Below are 23976 nucleotides of genomic sequence, written 5' to 3' on the forward strand. Positions count from 1 at the left end.
CGCCGCCTCCACGGTACCGGTCAGCCGCGCGCGGAGACCTTCTTGGGCGCATCCGCCACGACAGCCACCTTCGCGGGTGCCGCCTCGACGGGCTGGGGCGGACGCGGGCGTGCGGCGAATTCTTCGAAGACGTACCGCGGGTCCTGCACGGCCTGCAGGTTGACCAGGTCGCGACCCAGCCAGAGGTTGTTCCACCACCCGCACACGACTCGGAACTTGCGCTCCCATGACGGCATCGCCAGGCCGTGGTACCCACGGTGCGCAACCCACGCGACGAAACCCTTGAGCGCGAGGTTCCCGGACTGGAAGACGCCGTTGTACAGGCCGAGTCCGGCGACCGCACCGAGGTTCTTGTGGAAGTACTCGCGCGGCAGTTCGCCGCGCAGCACGGCCACGAGATTCATCGCCAGCAGCTTCGCCTGTCGGACGGCGTGCTGGGCGTTGGGAACGCAGTATCCGCCCACGCCCCCGCCGGACAGGTCCGGAACGGCCGAGACGTCCCCCGCGGCCCAGGCACCTTCGACGATCTCGTCATCGGTCCCCACGCGCAGGTCGGCGCGGGTCTGGATGCGACCGCGCTCCTCGACCGGCAGGTCGCCTCCGCGGACGACGGTCGGGTTCGCCATGACTCCGGCCGTCCAGATGATCAGGTCGCTCGGGATCACCTCTCCGGTGGAAAGCTCGACGTTGCCGCCGACCGCACCGGTGACCTGCGTGTCCAGGTGCACGTATGCGGCACGCTTGGCGAGGTCCTTCAGCACCCATTCGCTGGTCTTCAGCGACACCTCGGGCATGATGCGGCCCATCGCTTCCACGAGGTGGAAGTGCGTGTCGTCGAAAGTGATCTCCGGGTAGCGTGCGACGAGCGCCGACGCGAACGAGCGCAGCTCCGCGAACACCTCGATGCCCGCGAACCCGCCGCCGATCACGACGACCGTCAGCAGGCGGTCCCGCTCGGGACCGGGAGGCAGCGTGGAGGCCTTGTCGAAGTTGGACATGAGGCGGTCGCGGATGGCGACGGCCTCCTCGATCGTCTTGAGTCCGATCGCATTGTCGGCGATGCCCGGGATCGGGAACGTGCGCGATACCGCGCCGGCGGTGACCACGATCTGGTCGTACTCCAGTTCGTACGGCTCACCCGCGATCGGCGTGATCGTGGCGACCTTGTTCGCGTGGTTGATCCCGGTCACCTTGGCCGCGACCACCTTAGTGCGCTTGAGGTGGCGGCGCAGCGCGACGACGGAGTGCCGTGCTTCGATCGAGCCCGCCGCGACCTCGGGCAGGAACGGCTGGTACGTCATGTACGGCAACGGGTCGACGACGATGACCTCGGCCTCGCCCCTGCGGAGATGCTTCTCGAGCTTCCAGGCAGTGTAGAAGCCCGCGTAGCCGCCACCGACTATGAGGATTTTTGGCACGGTGTTGCTCACGTGGGAATAACTCCTGGGGGTGTCAGCGGCTCGGCGCCCGTGACGCCAATCGGATACGTCGGACAGCTGCGGTGACGCCGAGAGCCACCAGTATAGCGGTGGCTGATCCGCCCATCAGCGGCAGAGTGCCATAGAGCAGCGTATCGGTCGAGGGCAGCAGCGGCGTGGGCACACGACGCGCGGCATCCGATGGAGGAAGCGGCGCCACCTCGACGGGCTTCACGGTCGGCGCCGGCTCGGGGTCGGTCTCCGCACGCCGGTAGAGGCGGATCCACTCCTCGAGGCTGCCCATGGGGTTCGCGGTCACGGCGGGCACGTTGGCCGACACGGCGGCGCCGGCATCCACCAGTCCGTAGCCGTACAGCGGGTCGGGGACAGCTCGGGCGGAGGCGACCGGGCGCGCCGTCCGGATGATGCGGTTGATGACGTTCGCGGCGTCCAGGTCGGGGTGCGCCGCGCGCACGAGGGCCGCGACGCCGGCGACGATCGGCGCGGCGCCGCTGGTGCCGTTCCACAGCACGAGCCGGCCGTCCGCCGACACGCCCACCAGGTCCTCGCTCGGCGCCGAGACGCCGATGGTGATGCCCTGGGTGGAGGCCTCGAGACTCGCCCGCCCGGCCGGGTCGACTCCGGCCACGGTCAGGACCCCCGGGATCGTGGCGGGTGCACCGACGCGCGACGTGCCGCTGCCGCGGTTACCCGCGGCGACCACCACGACGACATCGTGTTCATAGGCGTAAAGGAACGCCGAGTCCCAGCTCGCGTCCCAGTCCGGCGTGTTCGTGGTCAGCGAGAGGTTGATCACGTCGGCCCCGTTGTCGACCGACCAGCGGATCGCCTCGGCGATCTGCTGGGTGAACGGCACCTTCGCGGAGGAGCCGAAACCGACGGAGACCGAGAGCAGCTCCGCCTGCGGGGCGACGCCGATCATCCCGGTCGAGGGGCCGGTGCCACGCGCGGCGGCGAGCGAGGCGACCCAGCTGCCATGGTTGGAGTCGACGGCGCCGACCGGTGCGCGACCGTCCGACGCTCCGGTTCCCGACACGTCGATCCCGCCGACGACGGCGCCCTCGAACTCGACCGGGCCGCGTGCGATGCCGGTGTCGATGATGGCGATCCGCACCCCTGCGCCACGCGTGGTGGCCCATGCCGTCTTGATCCCGTAGTCATCGAGCCAGTACTCGGCCGCCCGCACCGGATCCTCTGCGGCCGCGATGGGGACTGCGGTCGACCCGGTCAGCAGGACGACGGCCAGCGCCGTGGCACAGAGGGTCAGCAGCGGCCGGATCATGCACCGGCTCCCGGCTCGGCACAGACGCAACGCTCGGGCGACCAGGTGGACAGCGCCAATGCGCGGTCGCCGATCGGGTTGACGCCCGGGCCCGCCGCAAGGGAATGCCCCACGAGCGCGTGCAGGCACTTGATCCGGGTCGGCATGCCGCCGGCGGAGATCCCGACGATCTCGTCGACCTCGCCGAACCCCGCGCGGTCGTGGAGGTACGCCTCGTGGGCGTGCTGGTACGCGGCGGCGAGGTCCGAATCCGCCGCGAGCTCGTCGCTCAGCACGCGCATCACCTGTCCGGCCTCCAGGCCCGAGATCGCCGCGGTCGCCGCGGGGTGAGTCAGGTAGTAGAACGTCGGAAACGGAGTGCCATCCTCGAGACGCGGCGCGGTGGCGGCCACGGTGGGGTTGCCGCACACGCAGCGCGCGGCGATGCCGACGACACCGCGAGCGGGTCGTCCGAGCTGGGCGCGCAGGACGCGCAGGTCGGTCTCGCTGACGGGCGGGAACGGCGGGGTGGTCACGCCGCCCAGGGTACCGTTCCACGGCTGGGACGACGCTGGTCGCCGACGCCCGGCGACGTCATGGGGTGCCGACGGGGGTCTCTTCCGGCGCGATATCGGGCACGCCGATGGACGGCGGCCTCACGGTCTGGGCCATCCCGGCCTCGGTGACGGAGCGGACGAACTGCGCCATCCAGTCCGTGCGGGTCTTCTCGACCTCGTCGCTGACGGGGGCCTGCTCCTGCGGCACCAGGGCGGCGGGCAGATCATTGTCCACCAGGTACACGACCTCGCCGGGCTTCACGTAGTACAGGCGCTGTCGCGCCTGTGTCGTGATGTACGCCGGATCGGTCCATCGGTCGCGCTGCGCCTCGAGGTCGGCGACATCGTCGCGGCTGACCTCCACCGCGGCCTGCAGAGCCGCGATCTGCTGGCGCTGGTCCACGTACGTGCCGATCGTGGGGACCAGCACGAACGCGGCGAGCACCACCAGGCCGAGCATGATGACCATGAATCCCGACAGGCGGATGCCGCCGAGCCACCCTCGCACGTCCACCGGTCGGCGCGCTGCCCTGCGCCGGGGAGCGCGCCCCTGCCGAGGGCTGCGAGAAGGGGGAGCCGTCGAGGTGTCCACGGCTCCCCTCTCATTCGCACGCTGCCACGCAGCGCGGCTCGGTCTACGGTGGGCTATCCCTGGTACCGCGGGAATGCCGAGCGGCCGGCGTATTCGGCCGCATCGCCCAGTTCTTCCTCGATGCGCAGAAGCTGATTGTATTTCGCGACGCGCTCGCTGCGGGCGGGCGCGCCGCTCTTGATCTGACCGGAGTTCACGGCGACGGAGAGGTCGGCGATCGTGGTGTCCTCGGTCTCGCCGGAGCGGTGCGAGAACATCGTGGTGTAGCCGGAGCGGTGCGCCAGGTCCACGGCGTCGAGGGTCTCCGAGAGGGTGCCGATCTGGTTGACCTTCACCAGCAGCGAGTTCGCGACGCCGCGCTTGATCCCGTCCGCGAGGCGGGTCGGGTTCGTGACGAAGAGGTCGTCCCCGACGAGCTGGATCTTCGAGCCGAGCTTGTCGGTCAGGTGCTTCCAGGCATCCCAGTCGTCTTCTGCGAGGGCATCCTCGATGGTGATGATCGGGTAGGCGTCGGCGAGCTCGATGTAGTACTCGGTGAGCTGCTCGGCTGTCCAGTTCTTGCCTTCGAAGACGTACGATCCGTCGCGGTAGAACTCGGTGGCCGCGACGTCCATGCCGAGGGCGATCTCTGTGCCGGGTGTGAAGCCCGCTTTTTCGATGGCCGCGATGAGGAAGTCCAGGCCCTCGCGGTTGCTCGGCAGATCGGGCGCGAAGCCGCCCTCGTCGCCGAGGCCGGTGGCGTATCCGGCGGCCAGGAGCTCGCCCTTGAGGACGTGGTAGGTCTCGGTGCCCCAGCGGAGTGCTTCGGCGAACGTCGAGGCGCCGATGGGCGCGAGGAAGAACTCCTGCATGTCGATGCCGTTGTCGGCGTGCGATCCGCCGTTGATGACGTTGAACAGCGGAACGGGGAGGACGTGCGCGTTCGGCCCGCCGAGGTAGCGGAAGAGGGGCAGATCGGCCGCATCGGCGGCCGCCTTTGCGACGGCGAGGCTGACACCCAGGATGGCGTTGGCCCCCACGCGCCCCTTGTTCTCAGTCCCGTCGACCTCGATGAGGATCTCGTCGATGATGCGCTGCTCGCTGGCGTCCACACCCTCGATGGCGGGGCCGAGCTCGTCGATGACGGCGTCGACCGCTTTCAGCACGCCCTTGCCGCCGTAGCGGGTCTTGTCACCGTCGCGCAGCTCGTAGGCCTCGAACGCGCCGGTGGACGCACCGGACGGGACGGCCGCTCGCTGAACGATGCCGTCGTCGAGGAGGACCTCGACTTCGACGGTCGGGTTTCCGCGCGAGTCCAAGATCTCGCGCGCGTTGACTGCCTCGATAAGTGCCACGGAGGACTCCCTGTTGGTTCGTGAGGGGGCGGGGCGGAGCGTCGTCGGTCCGCAGTCGAGTCTAGTGACGGGGATGCCGCGACACAGGTCCGCGCCGGAGGGGATGGCCCTCTCAGACCACGATGGCGATCGCGACTCCGTCCCAGCCCTTGAGGTCGAGCGTCTGCAGGGCCGTCGCATCGAACCGGGGATCGCGGCCGAGCAGTTCGAGTGCGCGCTGCGTCCCGATCACCTGCGGATTCATCGTGGCGGGGTTCGCCACCTCGCCGCCGCGGCCGATGTTGTCCACGACCACGACGGTGCCCGGATGCCCGAGGCGCGCCGCCCAGTCGAGATAGATCGTGTTCGACTCCTTGTCGGCGTCGATGAAGACCAGATCGAACGATCCCTCACCCGCGAGCGTCGGGAGCACCTGCTCGGCACGTCCGACCCGGATGTCCACCTTGTGTCCGATGCCGGCCCTGTCGAGATTCGAGCGCGCCACCGCCGCGTTGTCGGGTTCCGCCTCGATCGTCACGACCACGCCGTCCTCCGGGATGCCGCGCGCCAACCAGATCGTGGAATAGGCCCCGAGCGTGCCGATCTCGAGCACACGCCGTGCGCCGGCGATGCGGGCGAGCAGATGCAGGAACTTGCCGTTGACCGGCGCCACCTCGATCGGCGGAAGCCCCGCGGCATGCTGGTCTGCCACGGCTGTCTCCAACGCAGGATCATGCCCGACGAGGGTGTCGGTGAGGTAAGCGTCGACGCGACGCCAGAGATCGGGAGTCGGATCGGCCATGTCGCCAGCCTGGCGAGGCTCCCCCACGCGCGCAAGGGGCGCAATCGCGCCGTGCGGACCACTGCCGCGCCGTCTTTGCGCGAGCGCTGCGCACCGGTCACGCCAGGGGCTTGAACTCCAGTGCGTCGACGGCGGCGCCCGGGGCGACCGTGGCGAAGGACATGTACCCGTCCGATGCCGCACGTTCCAGGAGCGCCTTGAGGTTCTTCGGGCGCTGCTCGAGCCGCACCCGCGCTCCCCCGCCGGTCAGCGACGCCTTGAGGGCGATCAGCTCGTCGAGCGGCACGTCGCGGTCGTGCACCAGAACGATCGACCGCTCGGTCGCCCGGTCGGAATCCGTCACCAGATCGACGATCCGTTCGAAGCCCAGCGAGAACCCCACCGCCGGCACGTCCTGCCCGAGGAATCGGCCGATCATGCCGTCGTAGCGGCCGCCGCCGCCGAGCGAATACTCCACGCTCGGGTGCGCCAGCTCGAAGATCGTCCCGGTGTAATACCCCATGCCGCGCACGAGGAACGGGTCGAAGACGAGGGGGATGCGGGCGTCGTCCGATCGGGCTGCCGATACCGCGTCGCCGATCGCCACGAGGTCCGCCACGACGTCGTCAGGCGCGCCGTCGGGGAGCACGCTGCGGATCGGCCGTTCACCGTACGGGTCGTACTCGGGCAGCGGGGGACGGTGCAGGAATCCGTAGAACTCGTCGACCGCGGCCGGCGTCGCGCCTCGTTCGCGGAGCTCCCGGATCACGCCGTCCGGGCCGATCTTGTCGAGCTTGTCGATCGTGATGAGCACGCCGGGCCGTTCGTCGGAGGTGAACCCGAAGCTGTCGAGCATCCAGTCCAGCGCGCGGCGATCGTTGATGCGTACGGTGGCGCCTTCGAGTCCGAGCGCGTCGACCGCGTCCAGCGTCGCGACGATGAGCTCCGCCTCGGCCCGCGGCGAGGCATCCCCCATGATGTCGATGTCGGCCTGCATGAACTGCCGGTAACGGCCCTTCTGCGGGCGCTCCGCGCGCCACACCGGCGCCACCTGGATCGCGCGGAACACGGCGGGCAGCTCGGCGCGGTGGCTCGCATAGAACCGCGCGAGGGGCACCGTGAGGTCGTAGCGCAACCCGAGGTCGGCCAGACCGGAGGGGTCATCTGCCGCCGCTCGGATCGCGTCGGCGTCCAGACCCCGCTTGAGCACGTTGTACGCGAGCTTCTCGTTGTCGCCGCCGATTCCGGCGTGAAGACGCGAGTACTCCTCCATCACCGGGGTCTCGATCTCGTCGAAGCCGTGCGCGCGATAGCGCTGCCGGATGACGGAGAGAACGCGCTCGCGGCGCGCTTTTTCGGCGGGAAGGAAGTCGCGCATGCCGCGAGGAGGGTTGACCGATGCCACGCCCCTATTGTCCCAGGTCCGCCTCGGCGTCCCGCACCGCGGACTGCAGCGTCCGCAGACGCTCACGCAGCGCGCGTTCGGCGTCCCACCCGTTCGCGCGCGCCACGGCGACCAGCGCCAGCAGCGCCTCACCCAGCTCGGCCTCCGAGCGCGGCGCGGCGGCGACGGCATCCGCTGCTGTCCGGCCTGCATCGACCCCCACCGCGGACGCCTTGCCGATCAGCTTCTGGGCGAGGGCCAACGAAGGCATGCGCTCCGAGACCCCGTCCAGCACGCTCGTGCGCTCATGCTTCTCCGCGGCTTTGGCGGCGTTCCACAGCATCAGAACCTGCTCAGGGGTCTCGGCGACTTCCCCGGCGAACACGTGCGGATGCCGGTGCACCATCTTGTCGGTCAAACTCCGCGCGACGTCGTCGATGTCGAACGGGTCGTCCGGATCGCGCGACGCGATCTCGGCGTGGAACAGCACCTGCCACAGCAGGTCGCCGAGCTCCTCCCGCAGCTCGGCGCGCGAACCGGTCTCGACGGCGTCGATCAGCTCAGCGCTCTCCTCGACGAGGTACGGCACGAGCGCACGATGATCGACGCGCTGGGTCCAGACGCATCGGTCGCGGACCTGGTGCATCGTCTCCGCGGCGGCGCGCAGCGCGTCGGAACCCGACTCCTTCTCATCCTCGCCCGAGGTCATGCGAGCTGCCCTCCGGTGGGTGTCGAAGGAGCCACCGGTTGCGCGTCACCCGCGTCAGTGCGCGCGACGCGACGATAATGGCGCGCCCGCTGCGCGACGAGCGCTCCGGCCACGACAAGGGAGATGAGCGATCCGCCGAGCACGCCGAGGGTGGCCTCGTCGCGCAGGAGCGGATCGGCCGCGAACGCGAGTTCCGACAGGAGCAGTGACACGGTGAATCCGATTCCTCCCAGAGCGCCCGCCGCCAGCAGATCGGCGAGGGACATGTGCGGCGCCGCGCCGCGGTTGCCGATACGCAGCGAGATCCAGCCGAACAGGGTGATGCCGATGACCTTTCCGACCGGGAGCGCGATCAGCACCCCCCAGAACGCCGGAGCGAGCTGCGACGGCGACACCGCGGGAATGATCACGAGGGCGGCGGAGAATGCGAAAAGGGGAAGGACCACGCCGTTGACCCAGGGCTCGAGGGCGTGGCGGGTGCGCAGCGCCGGTCGCTGGGCCATCGCGAGCCCGAGCGCGACTCCGGCGATCGTCGCGTGGACGCCTGACTCGTAAGCCAGCACCCACGTCGCGATCCCGACGATCACGAGCGCGATCGTGACCGGGATCCGAGCCCGCGAATCGAGCTGCCTGCTGAGCACTCCGAACACGATCACTGCAAGCGCGGCGAGGGCGAGCATCGCGAGGTTGACGCCGTCCGTGAACAGCACGGCGATGAACACGATCCCCACGATGTCGTCGAGGATGGCGAGCGCGAGCAGGAAGATGCGGATGCCGGACGGCAGGCCCTTGCCGAACACCGCGAGCACGCCGAGCGCGAAGGCGATGTCGGTCGCGGTCGGGATCGGCCAGCCGCGCGCCGAGTCCGAGCCCGCGGCGAAGAACAGGAAGACCGCGATCGGCAGGATCACGCCACCCGCCGCGGCGATGGCGGGTTGGAGTGCCTTGCGGGCGGAGTTGAGCTCTCCGTTGGTCAGCTCGAACTGGAGCTCGACGGCGACCATGAAGAAGAAGACCGCGAGCAGGCCGTCCTGGATCCAGTGCCCGACCGACATCTCGAAGACGCCCGGAATGCCGATGTACGTGTCCTTGAGCCCGACCACGCCCGGGCCGAGCGGAGAGTTGGCGATCAGCAGCGCCGCGACGGCGGCGACGAGCAACACGATGGCGGGGAAGCGGGCCGAGCGAAGCAGGGACACGGGGGTCCTTTCATCGAGGTGGTCGGTGGGCGCGCGCGCACCGTCGCCGACCAGACTTCCCGGCACTCCAGACTCCGAGTCTATCGGCGACCGCGTCCCGTCTTCGGGCCGGGACGGTGTGACGAGCAGGAAACACAACCGCACTACCGTTGAGCGCATGCGGGAACTCACCCAGACCGAGGCGATCGATCTCGTCGGCAGATTCGAAGCGGGGCAGGAGATCCCCGAGCGCATGCGCGCAGACGTGCGCATGCTCGGCTCGCTCCTGGGCAGAGTTCTCCGCGAGAGCGGATCCGCGGGTCTCTACGAAGACGTGGAGCGCCTCCGCGTCGCGACGATCCACGCGTACACCGACGATGCTCCGGAGGCGGTGGCACGTGCCGCCGAGATCGCGGACTCGTTCACGATCGAACGCGCCGACGAGGTGGCGAGGGCCTTCACGTGCTATTTCCACCTCGTGAATCTCGTCGAGGAGCATCAGCGGGTTCGCATCCTGCGTGAACGCGACGGACGGCCCGACCGGGAGGATGCCGCGGATTCGGTCGCCGCGGCATATGAGCGCCTGGCGGCCGAGGTCGGCGACGAGACCGCGCTGGAGCGTCTGCAGCGCCTGCGCTTCCACCCGGTCTTCACCGCTCACCCCACCGAGGCACGTCGTCGCGCCGTCTCCACGAGCATCCGTCGCCTGGCGGCGCTGCTGGACGAGCGCGACGCACTGCGGGCGCCGGATGCCGAGCGCGAACGCGCCGACCAGCGTCGCTCGGAGCGCCGGATGCTCGAAGAGATCGATACGCTGTGGCGCACCGCACCCCTCCGCGCCGAGAAGCCCTCACCGACGGACGAGGTCCGCGCCGTCATGGCGGTGTTCGACGAGACCCTGTACACCGCCATCCCGCACGTGTACCGACGCGTCGATGACGCGCTCCAAGGCGCGGCGGCAGGCAGCCGCGCGCCGGTCGTCCGCCCCTTCGTGCGGGTGGGCTCGTGGGTCGGCGGGGATCGCGACGGCAACCCTTTCGTCACAGCATCCGTCACTCGCAAGGCGGCCGCGATCGCGAGCGAGCACGTCCTGCTGGGGCTGGAGCGCACGGCCCATCGCATCGGCCGGGGCCTGACTCTGGATGCGGCCACCACCCCGCCGAGCGCCCCACTTCTGAATCTGTGGCAGCGGCTCCGCTCGCCCGACGAGGACGCGGCCGACGAGATCGCGAAGCGGTCGCCGAACGAACCGCATCGGCGGATTCTGCTGCTGATCGCGCGGAAGATCGCCGCGACGCGTGCGCGGAACGCCGATCTTGCCTACCGCGACCCCGAGCAGCTGCTGGTCGACCTGCGGATCGTGCAGGACTCGCTGGTGCAGGCGGGTGCACCACGCCAGGCGTACGGGCATCTGCAGCAGCTGCTGTGGCAGGTCGAGACCTTCGGCTTCCACTTGACCGAGCTCGAGGTCCGTCAGCATTCGGCCGTCCATGCCACGGTGCTCGCAGAACTCGAGTCGGGCACCGCGCGCACCGAGCTCGCGGAGGAGGTGCTCGACGTGTTCCGCGCGGTCGCCTTCCTGCAGGAGCGGTATGGCCCCCGTGCGGCGGGCCGGTACATCGTGTCGTTCACGCGGTCGGCGGAGGACCTCGCGAACGTCCATCGGCTGGCGAGGTATGCCGTGGGCCCGGGCGCGGTGACACCCGTGCTGGATGTCATCCCGCTGTTCGAGACCTTCGACGACCTGCGTGCCGCGCCGCGCATCCTCGCCGAGATCATCCGGCACCCCGAGTTCGCGGCACGACTGGAGACGACCGGGCGGCGCCTGGAGGTCATGCTGGGCTACTCGGACTCCTCGAAGGATGTCGGACCCGTCGCGGCGAACCTCGCCCTCTACGAGGCACAGGCCGCGATCGCCGGGTGGGCGCGCGAGAACCGCATCGAACTGACGCTCTTCCACGGTCGAGGCGGTGCGCTCGGCCGTGGCGGCGGCCCCGCCAACTCCGCGATCCTCGCCCAGCCGCCGCACTCCGTGGACGGGCGCTTCAAGCTCACCGAGCAGGGCGAGGTCATTTTCGCCCGCTACGGCGACCCCGCGATCGCGATGCGGCACATCGACCAGGTCGCCGCGGCCGTGCTGATGGCCTCAGCACCCTCGATCGAGAACCGCAACAGCGATGCCGCCGCGCGCTACGCGGACGTCGCCGCAACGATGGATGCGGCATCCCGCGAGCGGTTCTTCGAACTGGTGAAGGCGCCCGGGTTCGCGCCTTGGTTCGCGCGGGTGACGCCGATGGAGGAGGTCGGGCTGCTTGCGCTCGGCTCCCGTCCCGCGCGCCGCGGGCTCTCGGTGGAGTCCCTCGAGGACCTCCGGGCGATCCCGTGGGTGTTCGCCTGGACACAGGCGCGCATCAACCTCGCCGGCTGGTTCGGCTTCGGCACGGCGTTGGATGCTGTCGGCGACGAGGATGTGCTTCGGCGGGCGTATCAGGAGTGGCCGCTGTTCCACACGATGGTCGACAACGTGGCGATGAGTCTCGCGAAGGCCGATCCGCGCATCGCCCGGCGCTACCTCGACCTGGGCGACCGCGAGGATCTCGCCGAGCTGGTCTTGGAGGAGATGGAGTTGACCCGGCTCTGGGTCCTGCGGGTGACCGACGGCTCCGACGTCCTGGACAACAAGCCGGTGCTGCAGCGCGCCGTGAAGATGCGCAGCCCGTACGTCGATGCTCTCTCGCTTCTTCAGCTGCGTGCGCTCCGCGCGCTGCGCGCCGACGCGGCCTCCGGCGCACCGGCCGATCCCGAGCAGCAGAGACTCCTGCTGCTCTCGGTCAGCGGGGTCGCGGCAGGACTGCAGAACACCGGGTGACGGGCGCGTCGCCGGCCGATGGGCCGGCTCAGGCGAGTACCTTGGGCGCCATGACCAGGACGTGGGATGACACCGGCAGCGCCGTGCAGCTCGCTGAGGCGTGCCCGGCGTGCGAATCGGCCGAGGTGAGCGAGCGGGAGCGTGACTGGTTCGTGCTCGAGCTCGACCGCGGGGATGAAGTGCGCCGCGAGAGCGGGGACGTCGACGTGGAGTTCTTCTGCCGCGCCTGCGGCTTGCACTGGCGCTGAGCTTCGCGCCATCCCGACCTGTGCACCGCAGCGTGCGCAGCGGCGAGTCAGTCGAGCCGGACGTCGCGGTCGTGACGGGCCAGGCTGCGCCCGTAGCGCTCGGTGAGCTGGATCATCAGGTCTGGCGTGTCGCGGTCGATGCCGAACACGTAGCCGGGAAAGTCGAGCTCCTTCTGCGCAGCCCAGATCTCCTCGTGCCTCTCAGGTGGCAGGATCAGCGCCGGGTCGCCCACCGCGACCCATCCGATCGGCACCACACTCTGCGGTGGGAGTACGGAGCGCAGGTGTACGACCGCGTTGATGCGCACCTCGCTGCGCTCGCCGATCCGCGCGCCGTTGAAGACACGGGTGCCCGTCGCCAGGAAGACCTCGTCGCCGATCGTCGCGCCCGAGATGCTCGCCATCGGGCCGACCAGGGTGTGGCCGCCGATGTGGACGGCGTTGGTGGCACTCGCGCGGATCAGCGCGTTCTCCATCACGATGACGTTCACACCGAGGGTGATCGGACCGCCCTCGGCGGTGATCACGGCGCCATGGAGCACCTGGCAGTCCGCACCGATCTGGACGTCGCCGCTGATGACGGCCGTCGGCGCGATGACCGCGTCAGGGTGGATGCGGGGCTTGGCCCCGAGATGCTCGAACTGCACGTGTCCTCCTCGATCAGTGCCAGCGTAGTGCCGCCGTGTCGGCGACTCGGCGGCATCCGGCGGGGCCGGTTAGCTTCTTTATTCGAGACTCGATGAGCATTTACTTGCCCACCGGACGCACGAATTCGTCTTTTTATGCTATTGTGGAGCCACGAAGCGCACGTGCCCAAGAGCGCTGATCGGCAGAATTTGATGCGGAGATCCGATGGGGCACGCGGTCGGCAGCGACGGACCCGGGGTATGGAAAGATCTCGATGACCTCGTAACCAGAGTCGTGGAGAATCGTGCAGCCATCGCAGCGCTGCAGGCCGACGAAGCGTCACTCCTGGCGGATGCCGTCGACCTCATGATCGCCCGCACCGAAGAGCGCCGCGTCGAGGGCCGCCTGCGGACCGACAACGACCTGCCGCTTCGCGAGATCTGCGCGGAACTCGGTTCCGCCATGCGGATGAGCGATCGAACCGTTCAGGCTCGGATCGGGGACGCGAGCACACTCCTGACCTCCTTCCGAGCGACACACGACGCATGGAGGGCGGGCCTGATCGACGCGGGACACGTGGCGGCGATTCGCGACGCGGGGGCAGGGATCGGCGATGCGGCGGAACGCGTCCGTTACGAACGTCAGCTGCTGGACGCGGCAGCACACGAAAGCCCTGCGCGGCTGCGTGCTCTCGCACGAGTGGTTGCGGCGCGCATCGACCCGACCTCCATCGATGAACGTCACCGCGTGGCGCGGGCGAATCGCGACGTGCGCGTGATCGGTCTCGAGGACGGCATGGCGCGCCTTCTCGCGGACGTCCCGTCGACGCTCGCGTACGCGATCTGCGACCGGCTCACCCAGATGGCGCACACCGTGCGCGACGCGGGCCTCCCCACGCCGGATATCTCCGCGGACGACGTGTGCACCGCGAACGCTCCGGCGAGTCCGCACCCGCCCGACTCCCGCTCGATAGGCGAGCTGCGGGCCGACATCCTCGCCGATATCCTCCTCACCGCGACGCCGACCGCTCACGGCGACCGGGATGCGCTCGGTGCGATCGGGGGCCGGGTTCAGGTGACCGTCCCCGTTCTGACGGCGGCCGGTCTCAGCGACGAGCCCGCACTCCTCGCCGGTCAGGGACCCATCGACTCCGCCACGGCACGACGTCTCGCCGCAGATGCTCCCGGCTGGGACCGCGTGATGATCCACCCGCACACCGGCGTGCCGCTCGCCGTCGACCGCTACCGTCCGAGCGCCGAACTCCGCCGGTTCCTCGCCGTGCGCGACGAGCACTGCCGGTTCCCCGGATGCCGGATGCCGGTGTGGCGCTGTGACGTGGACCACACGACCGACGCCGCACGCGGCGGAGTGACCGGGCATCAGAACTTGGCGAACCTGTGCCGTCGGCACCACACTCTCAAGCACGCCTCGGAGTGGAAGGTCACCCAGATCGGTGGCGGCGTACTGGAGTGGACGAGTCCGACGCGGCGTCGCTACACCGACCGGCCGCCGAGCAGCGTGAGCTTCGTACCGGAATCCGCTTTCGCGCCACCCGACGGCGTTCCCCCGCCCTTCTGAGCCGATGGGCCATGGGCGCGCCTCGGCACGCCCGAATCCCGCTCACTCTCCGCTTGCGATCAGCGCACTCTGCGCGGCTGCTTCAGTCCGAGCATGTAGGGCATCCCCTGGCCGACCGCCGCGAACGTGCTCCCCAGCCGGGCGCGCCAGGATGCCGCGCGCGGCGGCGGCAGGGTTCCGCCCAGGTCCGCGACGTCGACGAAGTACGCACGGACCGTTCCGATGCCTTCGAGATCGGGTGAGATCTCGCGCACGGGCCCCGGGAGCGATGCTTCATCCGTGCTTTAGAGCTCCTCGGAGATCAGCACGTACTCCGGAATCTCCACCGAGTTCTTCAGCAGGCGATGCACGAGGATCACGTCGATGCCGACGAGTTTGATCCGCCCCCCGGATGGTCTGGGTGGCCACTTCGCCCACGTGCGCCACGACCTTGAGCGTCAAATTGCCCGCCTCCCGGCAGCCCCCGCAGGGGCAGAGGTTGGTCGCGACGTACTGGCGCTCGATGTGGAAGGCACGATGCATGGCCACGGCGACCTGGAGGATGTCGGTGATCGTCGTGTCAGGATCGCGCGCGCCGGCCGGACGCGAGAGGAAAGCGGCGTCGCCCTCGATCTCGACGAGATCGAAGCCGCGCGCCGCCCGGATCATCCGATCCAGCATCCGGGCCGTATTGACCTCGGCGTGTGCGAGCGTCATCCGATGCGAGCCCATGTACTCGGTGTACCCGCCGATGTCAGCGATCAGCAGAGCCGCACGCTCGGATGTCATGCCTCACAATCCCATCAACGCCGTCGTATCTCAACAGCAGGATTCACGACGTGGTCGGGGGTTCATCGAAGGACTCCCGCGGCGCGAAACGGTCCAGCCGGTCCTGGACTCCCGCCTCTGCCGCCCGGGCGCTCGGGCTGTAGCCCAGCACGACCGAGATGAACCGGTCGGAGCCGAGTGCGTGGAGCGCGAGTGCGGTTCTGGCCACCACGCTCGCCGTACGACGCGTGCGCCGCAGCAGCGCGATCTCGCCGAAACCGTCCCCCTGGCCCAGCGTGGCCACGACCCGCCCGTCGCCGACCACGTCCGCCTCACCCGACTCGATCACGAAATAACGGTCGCCGACCTCTCCCTGCGTGACCACCGCCTGGCCGGCGGGCACCGTGACGGTCTCGAGCCCGCGCGCCAGCTGCTCGATCGCGGGGAGCGGCAACGGCGCCAGCATCGGAACCTGCTGCAGCAGCCCGATGTCCACATCCAGGGTGTCGACGGACCGGTCCAGGCGTCGCAGACGCCACCAGGAAGCCACGGCGAGAACGGGGCAGATCAGGCCGATCCCGATCAACGCGGCTTCGACCCCGAGCCACGCGATCACGGCCGATGCCAGGATGGCGCCGAGCCCGATGGACACGGCGACGAGGCTCTCCAGCACGCCGAACACGCGGGCCAGCACCGCATCGGGTGCGAGCCTTGCGATCAGGGTGAATCCGGCGACATCGATCAGGGCATTGCCGACCCCGACGAAGGCCAGCAGACCCAGTGCGGCGATCTCCTGGGGAAAGACGCCCACGAGCGCGATGGGCAGACCCCAGAGTCCGACCCCGACCGCGAACCAGGCACCGAGCCGGCCGGTGCCGACGAGCAGAGAGGCCCCGAGCGACCCGAGCACGGCTCCCACTCCGACCGCGGCCATGAGGGCGCCCACGCCCGGATCTCCGGTGTCGAGCAGCTCGATCGCGACGATGACGGAGAACACGGTCAGCGCGCCCCGCGTGAGGGACTGCGCCGCCGCCAGACCGAGGATGAGGACCAGATCGCGGTTCTGCGCGACCGCGCGAATGCCCTCGAGCGCCTCGCCACCCAGATCCGGGCGCCGCGGCGCCGCCGTGCGCGGCGGCGCGTCGTAGCGGACCCGCAGCAGCAGCAGAGCTGCCCAGAACGAGGCGGCCGCGGCCACGGCGAACACGACGGACACGTCAGTGAACGCCAGCAGCACTGCGGCCAGCAGTGGTCCGACCAGCGTCGCGATCGAATCGAGCAGACCGCGAACCACATTCGCGCTGGCCAGCTCGTGCCCGGTCCGGCACAGGGTCGGCAGGAGCGCGGAGTGTGCGGGGCGGAAGAGCGTTGCCGCGATCGTCGAGAGCACCGCCAGCGCGTAGACCACAAGGATCGGACCCGCCAGGGCGACCGTCACTGCCGCGACGCCCGTCGCGACCCCACGCAACGTCGACACCACGACGAGCACCCGCTCCCTGCGTCCGCGATCGGCGAACGGGGACAGCAGCGGCGCGAGCAGTGCCGAAGGCAGCATGCGCAGCAGTCCCACCAGCCCGAGCGCGAGCGCACCCCCGTCGTTGTAGGCGACGATGCCGAGCGCGACGGTGAAGGCCCACTCCGCGGTCCATGCGCCGAGAAAGCTCAGCTGGGCGCGACGCAGGTTGTGGTTGCGCCAGTTGCTCGTGAAGGCGGAGGCGGCCTCGCGGAGCCGACGGCGGCTCCCACCGAGGCCCATGGGCAGACTCTAGGGCCTGCCCGACGGTGACGGCCAGCGCACGCGCGACGCGGGCAGCCGAGGGCGCTCCGACGAGACCCGGCCTTCGAACCGCGCGCGTCTCAGGCGTCCGCCGGAGCGCCCGCGGCCGCGGCCGCGGCCGCGCCAGGGATCGTCGCGGCGGGCGCCTCGGGCGCCGGCAACGGGAAGAGCTGGTCGAGCAGCTGACGCACCCAGGCGACGAGATCGGCATCCGAGACCCGCTCGCCACCCACCCGCGGCATCGGGATGACGAGAGCCTCGCCGCCGGCGAGAACCTTGGAGCTGGGATACAGCCGCTGCAGGCGCACCAGCATCGAATCGGGAAGGTTCGCCGGCGCGACGCGCAGGTTGGGACCCATCGCGACGATGTCGGTCAGTCCGGTCTGAGCCGCGCGTCGTCGCAGTCGGGCCACCGCGAGCAGGCCTTCGGTCTCGGCCGGGAGTTCGCCGTACCGATCCCGCAGCTCATCCACGACCTCGTCGATCGCGTCGTGCTTGGCGGCGGCGGATGCCGCTGCCGACAGCTTCTGGTACGCCTCGAGCCGCAGTCGCTCACTGTCGATGTACGACTCCGGGATGCGGGCCTGCACCGGCAGTTCCAGTCGCAGCTCGGTCGGGCCCTCGGTGTCCTCGCCGCGGAAGGTCGCCACGGCCTCGCCGATCATGCGCAGGTAGAGGTCGAAGCCGACGCCGGCGATGTGCCCGGCCTGCTCGGCGCCCAGCAGATTGCCCGCACCACGCAGCTCGAGATCCTTCAGGGCGACCTGCATGCCGCTGCCGAGGTCGTTGTTCACGGCGATGGTCTCGAGGCGGTCGGCCGCTGTCTCGGACAGCGGCTTGTTCTCGTCGTACAGGAAGTAGGCGTACGCGCGTTCGCGAGCACGACCCACCCGACCGCGCAGCTGGTGCAGCTGCGAGAGGCCGTACTTGTCGGCGCGGTCGATGATGATCGTGTTCGCGTTGGCGATGTCCAGACCGGTCTCGACGATCGTCGTCGACACCAGAACGTCGGCCCGTCTCTCCCAGAAGTCGTCCACGACCTGCTCGAGGGCGTGCTCCCCCATCTGACCGTGCGCCACGGCGATGCGCGCTTCGGGCACGAGCTCGGCGAGGTCCGCGGCCACGCGCTGGATCGACGAGACGCGGTTGTGAACGTAGAAGATCTGGCCCTCGCGAAGCAGCTCGCGGCGGATCGCGGCCGCGATCTGCTTGTCGTTGCGCGCCCCGACGTAGGTCAGGATCGGATGCCGGTCCTCCGGCGGAGTCTGCAGGGTCGACATCTCGCGGATGCCCGTCACCGCCATCTCGAGTGTGCGCGGGATGGGGGTCGCGCTCATCGCGAGGATGTCGACGTTCGTCTTCAGCTTCTTGAGCTTGTCCTTGTGCTCGACGCCGAAGCGCTGCTCCTCGTCGATGATGAGGAGACCGAGGTCTTTGAAGACGACGCCCTCGGTGAGGATCCGGTGCGTTCCGATCACCATGTCGACGGTGCCGTCCGTGATGCCGGCAAGCGTTTCGCGGGCTTGCTTGTCGGTCTGGAACCGCGACAGTGCGCGCACCTGCACCGGGAACCCGGCGAAGCGCTCGGTGAAGGTCTCGATGTGCTGCTTGACCAGGAGCGTCGTCGGGACGAGCATCGCGACCTGCTTGCCGTCCTGAATCGCCTTGAACGAGGCCCGGACGGCCACCTCGGTCTTGCCGAAGCCGACGTCACCGGACAGGAGCCGATCCATCGGGATGGGCCTTTCCATGTCCGCCTTGATCTCGTCGATCGTCTGCAGCTGATCCGGCGTCTCGGCGAACGGGAAGGCCTCCTCGAGTTCGCGCTGCCACGGGGTGTCAGGACCGAAGGCATAGCCTTTCGCTGCCATCCGGGCGGAGTAGAGCTTCACCAGCTCGACGGCGATGTCACGGACGGCCCTGCGCGCCTTGCCTTTGGCCTGGGACCAGTCGCTGCCGCCCATCTTCGACAGCGTCGGCGCCTCGCCGCCCACATATTTCGAGAGCAGATCGAGCTGATCGGTCGGAACGAACAGCTTGTCACCGGGGTAGCCGCGCTTTGCCGGCGCGTACTCGAGCACGAGGTACTCGCGGACGCTCTTGACCGGGTTGCGCCCGCCGCTGGAGACCTCGCGCTGGGTGAGCTCGACGAACTTCCCGATGCCGTGGGTCACGTGCACGACGTAATCCCCGGTCTTCAGCTGCAGGGGATCGACCACGTTGCGACGCCGCGAGGCGAGCTTCTTGACCAGGCGCTGGTCGCCGCTGATCGTCCGCCCGTAGAACTCCGACTCGGTCAGCACCGCGAGCTTGGCATCGGCGGACTCGAACCCGCGCTCGAGCGTGGAGAGGACCACGTGGACCACGCCGGGCTCGGGCGGCTCGAGCACGTCGTCGACGCGTCGGGCGGCGATTCCGCGTTCGGCCAGGACGTCGCGCGCGCGTTCGACGAGGCCGGTGCCGGATGCCGTGACCACCACACGCCACCCATCGGCCACAAGCTCGCCCACGTGTGCGGTGGCGCCGTCGACGTTGCCTTGGAATGAGGGAACCGACGCTCCCCGCACCCGGATCTCGGCACCGGCGCCGACGCCGGAGGTCTCCAGGAGCCCCTCGGCGGACGCATCGGCGGCACCGGAGTCGAACGCGCTGAGCGTCCACCACGCGATGCCGTGGTCCCCGGCTGCCGCGCGGAGCTCCGGCAGGCTGACGAAGTCCCCCGAGCCGATGTCGACAGGGCTGGCCGCGCCGGCCGTCGCCGCGCTCCACGCGGCCTCGAGGAACTCGCGGTTCGTCTCCAGCAGCGTGATCGCACGCGTGACCGACCGCTCGGGTTCCATCAGCGCGATCGCCGATCCTTCCGGCAGATAATCCACCACGGTGACGATGTCGTCGACCAGGGCGGGGATCAGCGACTCCATGCCCTCGGCGGGGATTCCCTCGGCCATCTTCTCGAGCATCCCCCGGATGCCGGGGAAACCGTCTTGGAGCTGCCGGGCGCGATCGCGCACAGCCTGGGTCAGCAGAAGTTCGCGACTCGCCGGCAGGTCGACCGCCGGAACCTCGCCCGGCAGCGAACGCTGGTCAGCGACCGAGAACGCACGGATCTGATCGACCTCGTCGCCGAAGAACTCGACCCGGTAGGGGTGGTCGGCGATCGGGGGGAAGACGTCGAGGATGCCGCCGCGCAGCGCGAATTCGCCGCGGCGCGAGACCATGTCCACCCGGTGATAGGCCAGCTCGACCAGCCGCGCCGAAACCTCGGTGAGATCGTGGCCCCGCTCGCCGACGACGAGATGCACCTCTGCGGCATCCGCCAAGCCGGCCGCGAGGGGCTGCAACGCGCCACGGACCGAGGAAGTGACCACCAGCGGCGTCTCGCCGTTCCACCGGGCGATGCGCCGCAGGACGTCGAGGCGGCGGCCGACCGTCTCGGGGCTCGGGCTCAGTCGTTCGTGCGGCAGCGTCTCCCACGCGGGGAAGTGCAGCACGTCGGCGCCGGGCAGGAGCGCCTCCAGCGCGGGGCCGAGCGATTCCGCCCTGCGTCCAGTCGGGGCGATGACGAACAGCGCACCGGGGCGGCCGGCGGCACGACGCCTCTCGAGGAGTGCTGCCAGCAGCGGGGCACCGAGGCCTTCGACGAGCGAGAAATCCGCATCGACGGGTGCTGCGGACGCGGCATCCCGGAACGACTCCCCTTGTTCGAGGGCGCGCACAATCCCGGGAACAGTCACCGGACGAGTCTACGGGTGAGAGCGGACACTGTGCCCGACGGCCCGGGGCCCGCCCACGCGGCGCCGCACGTGTCCGTCCGGCCCGACTGCGGCCGGGCGGGTCAGCGTAGGGCTCGTAGGATGAATGCCGTGAGCGCCCCCGCGACGCCTGGCGAGCCGATCCCGCCCACCCGGACGTCCGCCGGCGCGCCGCCGCTTCCTCCGGGACCACCGGTGGTTCCGCCGTACGTCCCTCCGGCGGTTCCGCCGTACGCCGCGGCCGCCGGATACCCCCCGACCGCGCAGACCGCTGCTCCGCGCGCAACGCCGCTGCCTGCGAGCCAGCCGGGGTACGCCTCACCGGAACACCCGGCGTCCGCGCACGGATATGGGACGCCGCAGGGCTTCGCCCCACCGTCGGGGTACGCGACACCTCCCCAGGGGTATGGCCCGTATGCGGCGGCGGCACCGCGCAGCCGCCCCATCGGGCGTCCCGGGCTCGGCATCGCCGCATTCTGTCTCGCCGTGGCCGCGGTGCTCGGCGCGACCGTGCTGGGCTCGGTCGCCGGCTACAGCATCGGACTCGGAACCGGCCGCGACCTCGCCCTCATCCCCGGCGACATCGACTGGGACTGGTCGATCCTCACGCCGGTGCGCGGGTGGGTGCTCCTCGGCGAACTCGCGTTCTGGGCCGGGACGGCGCTGGGAATCTGGGCGATCGTGCAGGGCATCGTCGCGACCGTCAAGGCCCGCGGACGCGGGTGGGGCGTCGCCGCGATCGTGATCGCCGCGATCGGCCCGATCGCGTTCGGCATCGGGGCCCAGGGTTTCCTCGCGGTCGGATTCGCCGCGGGAGCATCACTGCTCTGACGCCCGAGGTGGTCAGACGCGTGGGGCGTGATGCTTCTGCTGCGCCGCGAGCAGCCCCTCACCGACGAGCTGCTCGACGGCGTCCGCGGCATCCGCCAGCAGAATGGGCAGATTCTTGCGCTCCGAGGCGCCGAACGGCTCGAGCACCCAGTCCGCCGGTTCCTGCCGGCCGGTGGGGCGCCCGATCCCCACCCGCACCCGTGAGAACGCGGTCGAATCGAGGGCTTTGGCGACATCACGCACGCCGTTGTGACCGCCATGCCCGCCGCCGGCCTTCAGCTTGATCGCGTCGAACGGGATGTCGATCTCATCGTGGACGACGATCACTCGTTCAGGATCCACTCCGTAGAACCGGGCGAGCCCCGCGACGGGGCCGCCGGAGACGTTCATGAACGTGTTGGGCTTTGCCAGCACGAGCTTCGCGCCCCCCGGCTGCAGCCAGGTCTCGACGACGCGCGCGTTCGCCTTGTGGGCGCGGAAGGTCTCGCCGCGACGCGCCGCCAGCTCATCCACGACGAGCTGACCCACGTTGTGCCGGGTGAGTTCGTACCGCGGGCCGGGGTTGCCCAGGCCGACGATCAGCCACGTGTCTGCCATGCCTCATATCCTGCCGCTGATCGTGCCCGCGGTGGACGGGCAGCGAAGTTCGCCGAGTACAGGAAAGGGGGCGCGGAAAGCCGCACCCCCCTCCCCCGACATCGCGATTACTCGGAGTCGGATTCCTTGGTCTCTTCGGACTCTTCCGCCTGCTCGGCGGCCAGGGCGGCATCCGCCTCGGCGATCTCGTCCTCGGCGGCAAGTGTTGCCGACGGGACCGAGATGGCGACGATCAGGGTCTCGGGATCGACGGCCAGCGACGCGCCCTTGGGCAGCGTGAGGTCGGCCGCCGTGATGTGGACGCCCTCCTCGAGGCCTTCGACGTCGACCTCGACACGCTCGGGGATGTGCGTGGCCTCGACCTCGAGCAGGACGGTGTTCGCGTCCTGTGCGGCGATGGTGCCGGGAGCAGGCTCGCCGATGACCGAGACGGGCACGTCGACCTGGATCTTCTCGCCCTTGCGCACGACCAGGAGGTCGATGTGCTCGATGATCTGGTGCACGGGGTCCTTCTGCACGTCCTTGACGAGGGTGAGCTGGTGCTTGCCCTCGACCTCGAGCTCCAGCACCGCGTTCGCGCGACGGATCAGCAGCGAGACCTGGTGGCCGGGAAGCGCGACGTGCACCGGGGTGGTGCCGTGGCCGTAGATGACAGCGGGGATCTTGCCGGCAGCGCGCAGGCGGCGAGCGAAGCCCTTGCCGAAGTTCTCGCGAAGCTCGGCCTGAACCTTGGAGTCGATCTCTTTGGTCTCGGTAGACATGGTTTCTCCTTGCGGGCACGCGGCCCGGTCTGATCTCGGGCCCACGGGCCCAGGTATGGGGGGTCTGCATTTCGACTCGAACGCGAGCGCGTGAGGAAAGCCGTGAGCCTGCATCACTGCGTCGATCACGGATGCCGCACCCGGCCGGTCAGGGTCGGTGCGAAGTATCCCTCGCCGAAGTTCAAGGTCTCAGTCTACCAGCGGCCCCGCTACGATGAGGACGCCCCCTTTTCGCCACCCGGAGGATCCATTGCTCGATACGCAGCTCACCACCACGATCCTCGTCGGCACGGTCGCCGCCATCGCCGGCTTGGGCTTCATCGGCACGGTGCTCGCCTTCTGGTCGCTCGGCCGCGCGAACTACCGCAAGGACTGACGCAGCCGGGCCGCGATGTCGGCGACGAGCTCTTCGGCTGGTGCGGACACATCCGCGACCAGGCCGGGTTCGTCCGCGGCGAGCGGCTCCAACGTCGCGAACTGCGAGTCGAGGAGCGCAGCCGGCATGAAGTGATCGGCGCGGGCCCCGGCGCGGTCGGCCAGCAGCTGGCGCGAGCCGTCCAGGTGCACGAAGACGACGCCCGGCTCGACGGCGCGGATGCGGTCGCGGTAGGCGCGGCGCAACGCGCTGCACGCCGTCACCAGGCCCGTTCGCCGGTGGGCGGCGAACCTCTCGCCGACGGCATCCAGCCACGGCCAGCGGTCGAGGTCGCTCAGCGGGGTTCCCGCCGCCATCTTGGCGCGGTGGGCGCTCGAGTGCAGGTCATCCGCGTCGACGAACGGCAGCCCCAGCGCGTCGGCCAGCGCGGCCCCGACCGTCGACTTGCCCGCAGCCGATACCCCCATCACGCACACGAGTGGGATCCCGGGCGTCACCGCCGGCGCGACCGAAGCGGTGTCGAACTGTCCCTGCATCCTTCGATGCTAACCGCGTAAACAGAAACCCCTGGTGGCGGGGCCTCCGTCACGGAGCCGGTC

Annotated in this window: 22 protein-coding genes; 5 read left to right on the forward strand and 17 right to left on the reverse strand. The window is 69.9% G+C overall.

Annotation, left to right across the window (positions count from 1 at the left end; all coding sequences use genetic code 11):
- Positions 1-20: 20 nt before the first annotated feature.
- The 9 genes from ABD655_RS11915 to nhaA all read right to left on the reverse strand — a co-directional run bounded on the left by ABD655_RS11915 (position 21) and on the right by nhaA (position 9235).
- The gene (locus tag ABD655_RS11915; RefSeq protein ID WP_344715838.1) at positions 21-1418 is read right to left on the reverse strand and encodes an NAD(P)/FAD-dependent oxidoreductase; all 1398 of its coding nucleotides are present in this window, start codon (positions 1416-1418) and stop codon (positions 21-23) included.
- 34 nt (positions 1419-1452) lie between these two features.
- Entirely contained in the window at positions 1453-2721 is a 1269-nt protein-coding gene (locus ABD655_RS11920) for a S8 family serine peptidase (RefSeq protein WP_344714191.1), read from the reverse strand.
- Positions 2718-3236 carry a DUF501 domain-containing protein gene (locus ABD655_RS11925; protein ID WP_344714193.1) on the reverse strand — a complete coding sequence of 173 codons (519 nt, stop codon included), beginning with the start codon at positions 3234-3236 and terminating at the stop codon, positions 2718-2720. The genes ABD655_RS11920 and ABD655_RS11925 overlap by 4 nt, the downstream gene beginning before the upstream one ends.
- 58 nt (positions 3237-3294) lie before the next feature.
- The gene (locus tag ABD655_RS11930) at positions 3295-3771 is read right to left on the reverse strand and encodes an FtsB family cell division protein (RefSeq protein ID WP_344714194.1); all 477 of its coding nucleotides are present in this window, start codon (positions 3769-3771) and stop codon (positions 3295-3297) included.
- A 131-nt stretch (positions 3772-3902) separates the two neighbouring features.
- Positions 3903-5183 carry a phosphopyruvate hydratase gene (gene eno / locus ABD655_RS11935; protein ID WP_344714196.1) on the reverse strand — a complete coding sequence of 427 codons (1281 nt, stop codon included), beginning with the start codon at positions 5181-5183 and terminating at the stop codon, positions 3903-3905.
- Between the two features lie 112 nt (positions 5184-5295).
- Positions 5296-5964, reverse strand: a complete 669-nt coding sequence (locus ABD655_RS11940; protein ID WP_344714198.1) for an O-methyltransferase — start codon at positions 5962-5964, stop codon at positions 5296-5298.
- 97 nt (positions 5965-6061) lie between these two features.
- Entirely contained in the window at positions 6062-7321 is a 1260-nt protein-coding gene (gene hisS, locus ABD655_RS11945; RefSeq protein ID WP_344715840.1) for a histidine--tRNA ligase, read from the reverse strand.
- 31 nt (positions 7322-7352) lie between these two features.
- Complete coding sequence (locus ABD655_RS11950; protein ID WP_344714200.1) at positions 7353-8036, reverse strand: nucleoside triphosphate pyrophosphohydrolase; 684 nt, start codon at positions 8034-8036, stop codon at positions 7353-7355.
- Positions 8033-9235, reverse strand: coding sequence for a Na+/H+ antiporter NhaA (gene nhaA, locus ABD655_RS11955; protein WP_344714202.1), 1203 nt, complete (start codon positions 9233-9235; stop codon positions 8033-8035). The genes ABD655_RS11950 and nhaA overlap by 4 nt, the downstream gene beginning before the upstream one ends.
- Before the next feature lie 157 nt (positions 9236-9392).
- Between nhaA and ABD655_RS11960 the strand changes: the two genes are divergently transcribed.
- Together ABD655_RS11960 and ABD655_RS11965 are read left to right on the forward strand one after the other, a co-directional pair.
- Positions 9393-12083 (forward strand): phosphoenolpyruvate carboxylase, encoded by a 2691-nt coding sequence (locus ABD655_RS11960; protein ID WP_344714204.1) that lies wholly within the window; start codon positions 9393-9395, stop codon positions 12081-12083.
- Positions 12084-12133: 50 nt separating this feature from the next.
- Positions 12134-12331 (forward strand): hypothetical protein, encoded by a 198-nt coding sequence (locus tag ABD655_RS11965; protein ID WP_344714206.1) that lies wholly within the window; start codon positions 12134-12136, stop codon positions 12329-12331.
- A gap of 47 nt (positions 12332-12378) precedes the next feature.
- On the opposite strand, the gene ABD655_RS11970 is transcribed toward ABD655_RS11965, so the two are convergent.
- On the reverse strand, positions 12379-12978 hold the full coding sequence (locus tag ABD655_RS11970; RefSeq protein ID WP_344714207.1) for a gamma carbonic anhydrase family protein: 600 nt from the start codon (positions 12976-12978) through the stop codon (positions 12379-12381).
- 274 nt (positions 12979-13252) lie between these two features.
- Here ABD655_RS11970 and ABD655_RS11975 point away from each other — a divergent pair, with 274 nt between their 5' ends.
- Positions 13253-14536 (forward strand): HNH endonuclease signature motif containing protein, encoded by a 1284-nt coding sequence (locus ABD655_RS11975; RefSeq protein ID WP_344714209.1) that lies wholly within the window; start codon positions 13253-13255, stop codon positions 14534-14536.
- 59 nt (positions 14537-14595) lie between these two features.
- On the opposite strand, the gene ABD655_RS11980 is transcribed toward ABD655_RS11975, so the two are convergent.
- The 4 genes from ABD655_RS11980 to mfd all read right to left on the reverse strand — a co-directional run bounded on the left by ABD655_RS11980 (position 14596) and on the right by mfd (position 20794).
- A complete protein-coding gene (locus ABD655_RS11980; protein WP_344714210.1) occupies positions 14596-14790 on the reverse strand; it encodes a hypothetical protein in 195 nt (64 codons plus the stop codon).
- 19 nt (positions 14791-14809) lie between these two features.
- Positions 14810-15232 carry a DUF2652 domain-containing protein gene (locus ABD655_RS11985; protein WP_344714212.1) on the reverse strand — a complete coding sequence of 141 codons (423 nt, stop codon included), beginning with the start codon at positions 15230-15232 and terminating at the stop codon, positions 14810-14812.
- 115 nt (positions 15233-15347) lie between these two features.
- Positions 15348-17039: an MFS transporter gene (locus ABD655_RS11990; protein ID WP_344714214.1), complete on the reverse strand. Its 1692-nt coding sequence runs from the start codon at positions 17037-17039 to the stop codon at positions 15348-15350.
- Positions 17040-17140: 101 nt separating this feature from the next.
- Positions 17141-20794, reverse strand: a complete 3654-nt coding sequence (gene mfd, locus ABD655_RS11995) for a transcription-repair coupling factor (protein ID WP_344714216.1) — start codon at positions 20792-20794, stop codon at positions 17141-17143.
- A gap of 129 nt (positions 20795-20923) precedes the next feature.
- Between mfd and ABD655_RS12000 the strand changes: the two genes are divergently transcribed.
- Positions 20924-21643, forward strand: coding sequence for a hypothetical protein (locus ABD655_RS12000; RefSeq protein ID WP_344714217.1), 720 nt, complete (start codon positions 20924-20926; stop codon positions 21641-21643).
- 12 nt (positions 21644-21655) lie between these two features.
- Here the strand turns inward: ABD655_RS12000 and pth are convergent, their stop codons facing one another.
- A complete protein-coding gene (gene pth, locus ABD655_RS12005) occupies positions 21656-22240 on the reverse strand; it encodes an aminoacyl-tRNA hydrolase (RefSeq protein WP_344714219.1) in 585 nt (194 codons plus the stop codon).
- A gap of 107 nt (positions 22241-22347) precedes the next feature.
- Positions 22348-23001, reverse strand: coding sequence for a 50S ribosomal protein L25/general stress protein Ctc (locus ABD655_RS12010; protein WP_344714221.1), 654 nt, complete (start codon positions 22999-23001; stop codon positions 22348-22350).
- A 250-nt stretch (positions 23002-23251) separates the two neighbouring features.
- Between ABD655_RS12010 and ABD655_RS12015 the strand changes: the two genes are divergently transcribed.
- Positions 23252-23377 (forward strand): hypothetical protein, encoded by a 126-nt coding sequence (locus ABD655_RS12015; RefSeq protein ID WP_344714223.1) that lies wholly within the window; start codon positions 23252-23254, stop codon positions 23375-23377.
- On the opposite strand, the gene ABD655_RS12020 is transcribed toward ABD655_RS12015, so the two are convergent.
- Positions 23362-23913, reverse strand: coding sequence for a gluconokinase (locus tag ABD655_RS12020; RefSeq protein ID WP_344714225.1), 552 nt, complete (start codon positions 23911-23913; stop codon positions 23362-23364). The genes ABD655_RS12015 and ABD655_RS12020 overlap by 16 nt on opposite strands.
- Between the last annotated feature and the right edge of the window lie 63 nt (positions 23914-23976).

The organism is Microbacterium terregens, assembly GCF_039534975.1.
GTDB classification, from domain to species: Bacteria; Actinomycetota; Actinomycetes; order Actinomycetales; family Microbacteriaceae; genus Microbacterium; species Microbacterium terregens.